This window comes from Desulfovibrio desulfuricans, from assembly GCF_024460775.1.
GTDB classification, from domain to species: domain Bacteria; phylum Desulfobacterota; class Desulfovibrionia; order Desulfovibrionales; family Desulfovibrionaceae; genus Desulfovibrio; species Desulfovibrio desulfuricans_E.
In genome coordinates this window covers 29804-41848 of record NZ_JANFYZ010000003.1, presented here as the reverse complement: position 1 = coordinate 41848, position 12045 = coordinate 29804, and the positions used below count along the sequence as shown (strand labels likewise).

At 61.1% G+C, this 12045-nt stretch carries 8 protein-coding genes; 6 read left to right on the top strand and 2 right to left on the bottom strand.

Annotated features, from left to right (window positions below; translation table 11 throughout):
• Positions 1-532: 532 nt before the first annotated feature.
• On the top strand, positions 533-2521 hold the full coding sequence (locus NE637_RS04605; protein WP_233483352.1) for a cache domain-containing protein: 1989 nt from the start codon (positions 533-535) through the stop codon (positions 2519-2521).
• A gap of 135 nt (positions 2522-2656) precedes the next feature.
• Here NE637_RS04605 and thiM read toward each other — a convergent pair whose 3' ends face one another.
• Positions 2657-3490, bottom strand: a complete 834-nt coding sequence (gene thiM / locus NE637_RS04600; RefSeq protein WP_227118070.1) for a hydroxyethylthiazole kinase — start codon at positions 3488-3490, stop codon at positions 2657-2659.
• A gap of 97 nt (positions 3491-3587) precedes the next feature.
• Positions 3588-3935 carry a DsrE family protein gene (locus NE637_RS04595; RefSeq protein ID WP_022659776.1) on the bottom strand — a complete coding sequence of 116 codons (348 nt, stop codon included), beginning with the start codon at positions 3933-3935 and terminating at the stop codon, positions 3588-3590.
• A 183-nt stretch (positions 3936-4118) separates the two neighbouring features.
• Here NE637_RS04595 and NE637_RS04590 point away from each other — a divergent pair, with 183 nt between their 5' ends.
• From NE637_RS04590 to NE637_RS04570, 5 genes are all read left to right on the top strand, one after another.
• Entirely contained in the window at positions 4119-6053 is a 1935-nt protein-coding gene (locus NE637_RS04590) for an autotransporter assembly complex protein TamA (RefSeq protein ID WP_256267588.1), read from the top strand.
• Positions 6053-10450, top strand: coding sequence for a translocation/assembly module TamB domain-containing protein (locus NE637_RS04585; protein ID WP_227118072.1), 4398 nt, complete (start codon positions 6053-6055; stop codon positions 10448-10450). The genes NE637_RS04590 and NE637_RS04585 overlap by 1 nt, the downstream gene beginning before the upstream one ends.
• 246 nt (positions 10451-10696) lie before the next feature.
• Positions 10697-11155 carry an MOSC domain-containing protein gene (locus tag NE637_RS04580; protein WP_192112746.1) on the top strand — a complete coding sequence of 153 codons (459 nt, stop codon included), beginning with the start codon at positions 10697-10699 and terminating at the stop codon, positions 11153-11155.
• A 21-nt stretch (positions 11156-11176) separates the two neighbouring features.
• On the top strand, positions 11177-11491 hold the full coding sequence (locus NE637_RS04575) for a hypothetical protein (protein ID WP_227118073.1): 315 nt from the start codon (positions 11177-11179) through the stop codon (positions 11489-11491).
• Positions 11488-12009, top strand: a complete 522-nt coding sequence (locus NE637_RS04570) for a GNAT family N-acetyltransferase (RefSeq protein WP_256267587.1) — start codon at positions 11488-11490, stop codon at positions 12007-12009. Before NE637_RS04575 ends, NE637_RS04570 begins: the two co-directional genes overlap by 4 nt.
• Positions 12010-12045 lie beyond the last annotated feature (36 nt).

The following is a 12045-nucleotide window of genomic DNA, read 5'->3' as shown; positions in this document are numbered from 1 at the left end:
GGCATGCCCTGCGGGGGTGTTGTTATCTGCGCCGCCCGCTTGATTTTTTTGTGGTGGCTCAGGGTTCCCTGCCATGAATGGGATGCCTTTCAGACAAATGCCCTTAAGTTTTTATTATGCTGTCGATAAGCGTATGGTGTGCTGCTCTGTCCGCAATGCAAATAATAATTTGATTGTATGTATTGAATACATGCTCAAATACAAAAATATGAAATGTATTTGACTGCCATGAATGATTAGTGTGCTAACAAATTTGTAGTTTGTTGCTTATCATTTTTAATAAGACAAACCTCTGGATGCGCAAAAATACCTCCTTAAAAAAAATCAGAGTAGCATTGACTTTTGAGCAAATTTTTCACAGGTTCTTTGCCCCCCCGCTTGAGTTTTGATACAGCTACTGTAATTTGCAACGGATTATTAATTGTCCGTTCTTTTGCTCTGCGTTGCGGCGCCAAGAGAAAATCCGAGCGAGGTGATTGTGCGCGACCCCCATGCGTCCACGAAAGAGGCCGTTGAGCAGCTGATTCCCTTTATGCCTGATATCAGGCGGTGCCACACGGTTTTTTCTCAACTGGAACGGCAATGGACGTGGATTGCCCTCACGGGCAAGATCAACTGCAACGCCATTGCCGCCACCCTCTTTGATTTCATCTTCAAAACCCGTGATACTTTTGGACTGCTGCGGCAGGACATGACCAGCATGCTGGGCGAAAAACTGCTTGAAAAAGCCGTGCGCGAAATGTCGCCCGTAGCCCAGGTGGTGATGGACATCATCAAGCGCAATCTTTATGAGCGCACTGCGGACGTGAGCTTTCTGGCAACAGATGGCGAAATTGTGGGTTTTTTGCAGAGCGGCGCATGCGATGTGCCCACGCTACGCGCCCGGCTTGCTGCCTACCGCTCAAAATACAGCGTGTACCGTGACATTCTGGTACTTGATCCGCAGGGTCGGGTGTGCGTGCAGCTTGATACCAAAAGGCCGGTGAGCGTCTCAAACGATCCGCTGGTCAGGCAGACTCTGGGCGCGCCGGAATTTGTGGAAACATTTCGGCCCACAGACCTCGCCCCCGATGGCAGGTCGGCCCTTGTATATTCCCATGCTATCCGGGCCGAAGGCGTCACCGAACCCCTGGGCGTGCTCTGTCTTGTATTTGATATGGACGGTGAAACCGCAGACCTCTTTGCGGGCATGGCGCGGTTTGCACAGGATATGGTCATCCTGCTGCTGGACGAAAAAGGTCAGGCCTTTGCCAGCAGCGATACGCGGATGGTTCCCATCGGGCGCTCTTTTGCCCGCACCCCGGAGGACAGCTTTGCCGTGACCTCCCATGCCAGCAAGGCAACCCTGGCGGTCTCGCGTCCTTCAGAAGGCTATCAGGGCTATGAAGGGCAGGCATGGCAAACCCACGTCCTGCGCAACGCGCAAAGCGCTTTTGCCAGCAAGGCGGCAGAAGGGATTGATGTTGCCCTTGTGCGGCGGGAAGCGGGATTCTCCGCCCAGTTGACCAGTATTGAAGAGCAGGCTGGCGATGTTATGGGCGATCTGACGCTGGCGGCGCTCAACGGGCAGATAATGGCCGCCCGTCAAAGCGGCAACGCGCGGGAAGACGAGCGCCATGCCGCCCAGGCTCTGCCGCCCATATTGGATGCCGTGCGCAAAATGGGCATCGAGATGGAGCATGAGTTCCATTATTTCACTGATGGCCTGCTGAAAACGGTAACGGCCTCGCGCCTGAACGATGCCTCGTTTCTGGCCTCCATAACCGTGGAAATAATGGATCGTAACCTGTATGAGCGGGCCAACGACTGCCGCTGGTGGGCGCTGACGCCGGATTTTCGGCGTATCCTTGCGCAGCCGTCCATCAGCAGGGGCGACCTCTCTCGGCTCGAGGATATTCTGGAATACATCAACAGCTATTACACGGTGTATTCAAACCTGTTTCTCTACGATGCGCGCGGAACTGTAGTGGCCTGTTCGCAGGCCGGGGAACGTGGCCTCTACGGACAGCAGATAGGCGAGGAGTATGTGCGCCGCACGTTGTCGCTCAAGGATTCGGACGATTTTTCCGTATCACCCTTTCGTGCTACTGAACTGTATCACCCCAAGGGCGCGGCGCAACCAACCTATGTGTACAGCGCTCCCGTGTTTGCTCCACAGGGGGGGCAGGCCGTTGGCGGCATAGGCATTGTTTTCGATTCCCTGCCGCAGTTTGCGGACATGCTGGGCGATACCCTGCCCAAGAATGGGGATGGCGCAGTGATCACCGGTGCGGCAAGCTTTTTTGCCGAAGCGGGCGGAATCCTTGTGGCCGCCAGCGAAGCCCACATGCATCCCGGCGAAAACTGTCAGCTACAGCCCCAATGGATGGCCCTTGGGCAGGGTGAATGCACCTCGCAGCTCGAATCTGTAGACGGTGTACTGTATGCCGTGGGGTGCGCGCGCTCGCGCGGCTACCGCGAATACAAGCGCGATGGGCGCTACGTCAACGATGTGCTCTGCGTTGTGCGGCTGCCAATTTAGAGCAGTAACTCATCCATTCGCAAGCCGAGCTAAAAATTTTTTCTGCCAGCCCGAAGCCAGAATTGCAAACGCCCTCTGCCGCTCAAATGTCAAGCGGCAGAGGGCGTTGTGAGTAGTTGAACTCTGGAGCGCAGGTCAGGCTATGTGCTGTACCTTGCCCCGGCAGGTGATGGCGGGGCCGTCAAGGGAACTCATGGCATCCAGCAGCAGAGTGCGGTAGGTGCCTGTGCCGCCGCCCACGGCCCCCATATTTTCTGCGGCAATTTCCCCGGCCACGCCCATGGAGCACATGGCGCACAGGCAGGCCTGGGGCAGCTCAGCCGGGGCAGCGCCCACGCAGCAGCCCACCACGGCGGCTGTCATACAGCCTGCGCCGGTGATGCGCGTCATGAGCGGGTCGCCGTTGCTGACGGCCCAGGCCCCCTTGGGGTGGGCCACAATGTCGATGCGCCCGCTGATGATGATAATCGCACCAGTGGCGGCGCACATGTCCATAGCCATGCGGGCCGAGGCGGCAAGGTTGTATTCTGAAACGAGCGTGCCTTCATCGGCGTCAACACCGCGCGCCGTGGCTTTGTCGCCCGCCAGAAAACGGATTTCAGAACTGTTGCCCTTTATGACGGCAAAGCGCACTTCCCGCATCAGGGTGCGCAGTGTTTCGTTGCGCAGGCTGGAAGCGCCCGCGCCCACAGGGTCGAGCACAACGGGAATGTTCAGGGCATTGGCGCGTTTGCCCGCCGCCAGCATGGATGCCGCCGTGCGGGTGTTGAGTGTGCCGATATTGAGAACCAGAGCCGAACTGAGGCCCACAATCTGCTCCACTTCCGCCGCATCATCAGCCATGATGGGCGATCCCCCCGCAGCCAGAATGATATTGGCGCAGTCATTGACTGTCACATAGTTTGTAATGCTGTGCACCACGGGGCTTTGGCGGCGCACCATGTCGAGAATTTCCCCAAAGCATTCCATGCTCTGTCTCCCCCGGCCAGACCGGAAGCAATAGTAAAAAAAGCGCAGGATAGAACGCGCTCAGACACCGCAGATGCCCACAGAAACGCAGTTTGTCCTAGGGCTTGATGTAGGCGAAACCTTCGCGTTGCAGGCGCACAATTTCCACAAGACCGGCGGGCACAACATCGCAGCCGGGCCAGATGTCGGCATGGTCGATCTTGTTGTCGGCCAGCGCGTTGGCGCACAGCAGAATGCGCAGGCCCTGATCCTGCAGGGGGGCCGCAATGGCGCGGAATTCTTCATTGCCCTTGACGAACTGGGTGACGGCTGGGCCGTTGGCTACAACCACAAGCTGAAAGCGTTCTTGGGGCAGGGCTTTGATATAGTTGGCCGCATTACGAAGAACAAGGCGCAGAATGGCGGGGTCCTTGCTGTCCATGTGCAGGCAGAGATCGTAATTCATACTTCTTCCTGTTGTTATGCGTTGCGCAGGCTGCAAGGCCTGTTGCAACAATCCTAGCCAAGCGGCAGTTTTTTGCAAGCAACAGTTGCGAATGGTTCTTGATTCATGCGGCGGGGCAACGTATGGTTAGGTATGATGTTTAACCTTGGCAAACCAAGGCCCCAAGGGGCGCACTGTCTTGCCTTGCTGCGAGCGCTCGCAGTCTTGGTGTTGCTGCTGTGCGCCGGGGGCTGCGGTTTGCTGGCCCGCGCGCCCGCAGAAGAACCGCAGCCAGCGCCGCCGGGGCTGGAAACGGCGTGGCAGGGCAAGCCAGTGCCGTACAAGGTGCGTATCAAGGTGCAGGATGGCCCGGATTCTCTGGCAGGGCAGATGAAAGCCTCAAGCCAGCTTGTGCAGCTTGCCAAGGAGCCGCCAGACAGCCTGCTGGCTCTGGAAAGGCGCGCCAGAGCCGACACCGCCAGCGCGCAAAGCCTGCTGCATTCCCAAGGCTATTATGACGGCCTTGCTTCCGTTCAAATAGACAAGGACGCCTCGCCCGTTGTTGTTGACCTCGTTCTTTCGCCGGGCAAACGCTACAGCCTTGGCCGCGCCGATGTGTACTACGATCCGGAACCCGACATCCCGCAGTTTTTCCGCAACCGGCAGCGCGAGGTGGGCTTTTGGGGGCTGCAAACAGAACCCGTGCCCCCGCCGTCCTTCCCCACGGTTTTGCCCGGCGTAGCCATTGGCAAGCCTATTGCCGCCGATGACCTGCTCGCGGCGGTGGATGCCCTGCCAGAATCCTTGCGGCGGCAGGGCTATCCCCTGGCCGCAGTGGCGGATACCAGCTACACCCTCGACCGCGAGGCCCGCAAACTCAATGCCGATATCCTGGTGCGGCCCGGCCCTCCGGCGCTCATGGGCCGCATCGAAGTGCGCGGAGCCAAGGAAGTGAACGCCGAATACGTACAGCGGCTCGCCCCCTGGAATGTGGGCGAGGAACCGTGGGATTCGGACATGGTGGAAGACTACGCCAACAAGCTGCGTGGTCTGGGCCTGTTCCGCTCCGTGCAGGTCAAACCTCAGGAAGAAAATCTCGCCTGGGGCGCGGGGCGCGAAAGCGCCTCCGTGCTGCCCCTGGAAGTGACCGTTGCGGAATCGCCCTTCCATTCGGTAGGGGCCAGCGCCCGGTACGATACGGATACGGGAATTGGCGTGGAAGGCATGTGGGAAAACCGCAATGTCTTCGGCAATGGAGAAAAACTCACGCTTTCAGCGCCGCTGGCTACGGAAACGCAAGGCCTCAAGGCTGTGTTTGAAAAGCCTGCCTTTATGGCCAGGGAGCAGAAACTGCTCGTCACCGGCTCCACCCTGCGGGAAGATACCAGCGCCTACGAAAAAATTGCGGGCAGCGGTTCCGGCGACATTGAGCGGCGGCTTTCTCGTCAGTGGTGGGGCAGCGCTGGCCTTGGAGGCGAAAGCGGCACCATCAAGGATAACGAGCAGGATCCCAAGGGCTACGGATTTTTTGGGCCACGCGTGGGCCTGCGGCGTGACACGCGCAACAATATCCTCAATCCTTCCGACGGCTCGGAGCTTGCGGTCAAGGTCAAGCCTTACACGGGCTTTTACGGCGAATCATTCAACGTCATGACAGGCGTTGTTTCAGCCAGCGGCTACTATGCCCCCTTCCGCAAGGACGGCCTGCCGGACGACAAGCTTGTGCTGGCGGGCAGGGTTGAGGCCGGGGGGCTTGCTGGTGCCGGGCTGCGCACCATCCCGGCCAGTTTGCGCTACTACACGGGCGGGGCGGGTTCTGTGCGCGGCTATGCCTATCAGTCGCTCGGCCCGCGCGACCACAAGGACGAGCCGCTGGGCGGGCGTTCCTATCAGGTGGTCAATCTTGAGGCGCGCTATAAAATTACCGAAGATGTGGGCATTGTGCCTTTTCTGGATGGCGGCATGGTCTACAGGGACGAGCTGCCGCGCATCATTGGCGACATGAGCTGGGGCGCTGGCCTTGGCCTGCGGTACTACACGCCCATCGGGCCCGTGCGGCTGGACGTGGGCTTTCCCCTGCAGCCCATTGACGGCGACCCCCCGGTGCAGATTTACGTCAGCATAGGACAGTCTTTCTGATGGATCAGGAACACAGCGCGGCCCCGCCGTCTTCCTCTTCTGCCACACCCGCCGCTCTAGGCGGCAAGGCTTCCCCCAGTGCGGGCCAGCCCGGCCACAGAAAACCCTCTGGCGGGGGCAGTGGTCCCTTTCGCAAGTGGCTGCGCCGTGCTGGCTGGGCGCTGGGCCTGTGCGTACTGTTGTGCGCAGTTGCCCTTGCCGCAACCCTCGCGGCCCTGCGCAGCGAAACCGCGCAGGGCTGGCTGACGGAAAAAATCAATACAGCTATGGAAGCCGCGCCGCACGCTGGCGCAACCCCTGCCGGGGTGCGGGCGCGTATCACCCATCTTTCCGGCTCCCTGCCCTTTGAATTTTTTCTTGGGGTGGAGTTGTTCGACAGTGACGGCCTGTGGATGCGCCTGCCGGACTGCCGTGCGCAGTGGGACTGGCGCGCCCTGCCTTCGGTCGTGCGTATTGCTTCTGTAGATGTGAACGATGCGCAACTGCTGCGCCTGCCCATACTGCCGGACGCGCCTGTGCCTGCGCCTGCGCCGTCCCTGACTGAGGCGACCTTGCGCGCCATGCTGGGTGATGCCCTGCGTACGCTTGGCAGTTTGCCCGGCTGGTTGCCGCAGGTGCGCCTTGAAGGGCTGAGCATCCTCAATGCCCGTTTGCCTCAGGCCTTGCTGGGCGGGGAGCCTCCTGCCGCTGCCCGGAATGGAACTCCGCCAGCCGCTACGGGTGCCGCGCCAGATGCTGAAAGAAGTGCGCCTGCCGGCGCAGAGGCCCAGCCAGCGGCATCCGGCGCAACGTTGCCCGAAATGCATCCCGAGACGCATCCCGATACGCAGGGCGGAGGGCAAAACAACACTGCTGCCGATGCCAGTCTTGAAGGCAACCTGAGCTTGGTGGCCGGAACACAGGGTGCGAAAGCATCCCTGCTGGTCAGGATTGCATGTGCGGAAGATACCCCCCTGCACGTGGCCGGGGCGGCAATCTACGGGGTGGAGTCAACAGCCCTTCTTACCCTTGCTCCCTCCCGCGTGGGCGAAATTCTTGCACTTGATGCCACAGCGGAGTTTGCCGCAATCCTGCGCAGATATCCCGACCCTGTTGCCGAGGATTCTCCTGCAAGCCTCCCCGCAAGTTCCCCCGTAAAAATATCTTCTGCCACTGATCAGCCCGCCGAACCAGGTGCACTTGCCGCCTTGCTGCGTGAAGGCGCCAATGCGCGGCTGCGCCTTGCGGCGCGCGTGACGGCTCCCACCGCAGATGGCGAAGCTGTCGGGGCCAGCGCTGCGCTGGAGAAAATCAGCGTTGAAGCCGGGCCTCTGCATCTTGCCGGTCACGCAAAGTGGGACGCTGGCGGGGCCGCTTCGTGGCTGGACGGGCCGCTGGATGTGGATATTCAGGCCAGCCTGGGCGAGAAAGCTGATATGGAAAAAGAGGCGGCTGAAAAATCCGCATCCACATCAGCCGTTGCCCTTTCCACGAATAGCGGCGGGCTGTTGCCGCAACGCGCCCAGTTGCGCATCACGGCAACGGGGCCGCTGCAAACTCCAGATACCCAGATAGCGCTGGCTTGCTCCGCGTGGAACGTGGGCGGGCATGCTCTGGCGGATATTTCCCTGAAACTGCAATCCACGCCGCTCAACTGGGGGCGAGTGCTGCTTGGCGCTATCAAGCAGACAGGTGCAGCTCCGGCAGAAATCGGGCTGTCAGACCCTGGCCAAAAAGAGGCGGAGCAGGCAGCGGAACTGACAGTTAAGGTGCAGGCCTCTGCCGTGATGGATAACCATCCACAGCGTTTTGGCGCTACGCTTTTTGCCCTGAACGACAGGGAAGACGGGCATGGTCTTTTGCGCGCTGGCGTGCGTGATCTTCAATGCCAGTTGCTGGGCGTGGCTGGTTCCGGTCAGGTGGCTGCGGCCTTGCCTCTGCCGCCTTTGGCGGGCGGCATGCCCCGCGTGGACGGCAAGGTGGATGTGCGCGTGTCCGACTGGCAGGCGCTGTCAGCCATGTTGCCGGGGGCGCGGCTGGACGGAGACGCAGCGCTCTCCCTTGAATTCGTTTCGCAGCGGGCGGAATCTGCGGTGCCCATAGCCGCTCAAAATTCGTCAGCTCAGAGTCCCCCCGATCAGAATCCTCAGGCCCAGACAAAGCAGACTCCTGCCCCACAGGCCGCGTACACCCAGCAGGCAACGCTTCGCTGGCGTGTGCCCCGGCTGGCCTATAGGGCAGGCAACGGCCAGCCGGTGGAAGCCCAGGGTTTGGAGGGCGAGGCGGTGCTGACTGATGCCCTTGGCAAGGGCCTGCTTGCCGCCCGGCTTGACCTCGCCGGGGTGCGCAGCGGTGCCATTCGCCTTGGTGCCAAACTGCGCGCGCAGGGTTCCATATTCGGGCCATTGGAGGCCAGCCTTGAAACAGGCGGATTTGCCGCAACGCGTTGCGCAGTGCGCTGGCAGCCCGGTCTGCTTGAATTGCGCCGCCTTGATCTTGACCTGCCCGCGCAAAAGCTGGGCCTGCGCGCGGCGGCAGGGGCCACAGTGCGCTACGGCGCGGGCGATCTGGCGGTCAGCGGTCTTGATGTAGCCATGAAGCCTTCCGGCAGGTTACGGGCGCAGGCCGCCTTTGGGCCGGAAAAGCTCGATCTGCGCCTCACGCTTGAACATCTTTCGCTCGCGCCCTGGCATGTTCTGATCCCTGCCCTGCCCAAGGGCGAGCTTGAGGCCAGCGTGCGGCTTACCGGCACCCCGGCCCAACCCGGCGGGGATATACGCGTGGATGCGCGCGGCCTTGTGGTGCCGGGGGCGGCGCTCAAACCCATGAATCTTGCGCTGACAGGCAAGCTGGAGCGGGACAACGCTGGCGGCGGTGCGCTGGCCCTGCGTCTTGTGCCGGATCAGGCCACGGTGGCGGCTCTGGGCGGCACGGAATGCCGGGTAGAGGCCCGTTTGCCCCTTCTTTTCGGGCCGGACGGATTGCCGAGCCCGAACATGCAGGGGCCGCTGCGCGCATCCTTGCGATGGAACGGAGCCGTGGCCCCCTTGTGGAGCCTGATGCCTGTGGCTGATCAGCGGCTTGCGGGGCGGCTTGCTCTTTCGCTTGATGTGGGCGGCACCCTTGAGGCCCCGGCCCCCAAGGGGTTTGTGCGCATGGACGATACCCGCTACGAAAATTTGCAGTACGGCGTGCTGCTCACGGGCATCAACCTGCGGCTTGAACTTGAAGAAGGCCGTGGCGGCGCATTGGGGTTTGCCCGTCTGAACCTCGCTGCAGCCGACGGGCAGGGCGGTACAGCGCGCATCACAGGGCAGGGCAGGCTCGACGGCAGCATGCTTGATTTCAATGTCGTGGTTGACCATCTGCGCCCCTTGCGCCGCCGCGACATCCGCGTGGAGCTTTCAGCGCAGGCTTCCGTGGCTGGCAGCGCCGCAGCGCCCCAAGTACGCGGAACCGTCACCGTGAATCAGGGCCTTGTGCTGCTCAATAACCTTGACGTGGGCGGCAGCATCACCACTCTGCCCATCAGCGAGGTCTCGCCCGTCTGGGCCAGAGCAGGGCATGAGCCGCCCACGCCTGCCGTGCCGCAGGGCAAAAAGACAGCATCCCCCGCAGCCGTCGGCCCAGCCCCAACTGCTCCCGCTTCTGGCGGCAGTGCGGGCCTGCTGGACTTGCGCATTGTCATCCCGGGGCGCTTTGTCGTGGAAGGGTTTGGCCTCAAGAGCGAGTGGAAGGCAGACATGCACGTGGGTGGTACGCCCGCCGAACCGCTGATCTCCGGCCAGCTTAACGCCGTAAAAGGCAGCCTTGATATTCTGGGCAAAAATTTCAAGCTGGCGCGGGGCGCTGTGACCTTTGGCGGCGGGGCTGTATCCAATCCCCTGCTGGACATCATGCTGACCACTCAGACCCCTGCACTCATGGCCAATATCAGCATTGTTGGTACGGTGCGCAAAATGCAGTTGATCCTGAGCAGCGACCCTGAAATGCCGCGCGATGAAATTCTTGCCCAGATACTCTTTGGCAAAAGTGCCAGCGAACTTGGGCGGTTCGAAAATCTGCGTCTGGCTGCTGCCGTGGCCCAACTGGCCGGATTTGGCTCGGGCAGCGGCGGCGGTGTGCTGGATTCTGCACGTCAGGCGCTGGGCGTCGATGTGCTGCGCTTCAATTCCGGCGCTTCCGGCACAAACGGGACGGGCCAGTCGGGCCAAGGCGGCGAAGGCATGGCGGCGGGCAGCTCGGTGGAGATGGGCAAGTACCTCACGGAAGATATTTATGTGGGCGTGCAGCAGGGTGCCAAACAGGGCACGACTGCCTTTGTTATCCAACTGGAGCTGACCCCGAGGGCCAACCTCGAACTGCGCACCGAGCAGCAGAGTACCAAGGGCGGCCTGACCTGGAAGTACAATTACTGAGGCGGCTCATCTTGGCGGGCGGCGCGGGCTGTGATAACCTACGTAAATAGTGGTATTCGGTGGCTCCACTGCTCACGCGCCTGTTTGTTTGGCTTTTCGCCTACGGCGATCTGGCGGGTGGGCAAGCATACCTGAGGTGTCAGGCAGCGGGCTTGCCGCCTGACTGGACGCAGCCGTCTATCTGGGGCAGACTGCGGGCAGCCGCTTGCAGGCGGCAAGGCATAAAGACAGCAAAGGAACAGCATTATGGGCAAGATTATAGCCATTTGCACCAGCCAGAAAAAAGGCACGGCCAAAAAGGCCGTAGATCAGGCAAATATTTTAGAAAATCACGGCATTGAGGGCGATGCCCACGCGGGCAACTGGCACCGTCAGGTGAGTTTGCTTTCGTGGCAGGCCATTGAGGCCTTTAAGGCGCGGGGCGCTCTGGTTGCCAATGGCTGTTTTGGAGAAAACCTGATAGTGGACGGCATTGATTTTGCCGCGCTGCCGGTGGGAACCCGTATCGCGTGTAACGACGTGCTGCTGGAAGTTTCGCAGATCGGCAAGGAATGCCACAGCCATTGTCAGATATTCCACACCATGGGCGAATGCATCATGCCCACCCAGGGGGTCTTTGCCAAGGTGCTGCACGGCGGCGCTGTGCGCACGGGCGACATGATGGAAGTACTGGCTCCCTCTGCCGGGGAAGCCGCGCCTGCATAACACGTTCAGGTCGGGAGACATATGGAAACGCTTAAGATGTTGCTGCGCACGGCGCTGTTTCTCGGCGGGGTAACAGTAGTTTTTGTGGCCTATACTGTTTGCGTGGCGCTGGTCGAAAGACATTTTTCGCCCAAGTACGCCAAGGGGCAAGAACCAGCGGCTTCGGCTGTGGCTTCAGCCGCGCCTGACCGCGAGGCTCGCGCCCGCGCCCTGCTCGACAGCGGCCAGCTGGTCAAGGAGCAGTTTACCCTTGAAGTGCAAAGCCATGTGCCGCCCCTGCGTGTAGACCGCACTGCCGGTCTGCTGGCCGGGGTTGCTCACCAGAGCGGACGATGAGCGGCGCTGACGAAAAGGCTCTTTTACAGGCATTGCGCATCCGGCAGGCAACGGCCTGTGATCATGCTGCGTTGGCGGATTTGTGGCGGCGCAGCGTGGAGGCTACCCACTATTTTTTGTCTTCCGGCGAGGTGGAACGCCTGTTTCATGATGTGCGAAACACCTATCTGCCGGGCGTGGAAATTCTATGGGTGGCGGAGCTTGCCCCTTGCGGACAGACTGCCCTCGCGCAATACGCTGCGGGCAGCCCGTTGGCGGGCTTTATTGGCTGCAACGGCGCTCAGGTGAAGATGCTTTTTGTTGAGCCGCGCTGCTTCCGCCACGGTGTGGGCAGGGCGCTTCTGGAGCACGTGCGGGCCTTGCACTCCCGGCTGGCGCTGGATGTGAACGAACAGAATCCGCAGGCTCTGGCTTTTTATGAGCGGCAGGGTTTCAAGGTGGTGGGGCGGTCGGCTCTGGATGGGCAGGGCAATCCCTACCCCCTGTTGCACATGGAGTGGCAGGGCGAAACAGCCTGACATCTTTCGGCGCACGGTTCTGCCCTGCGCCGATTT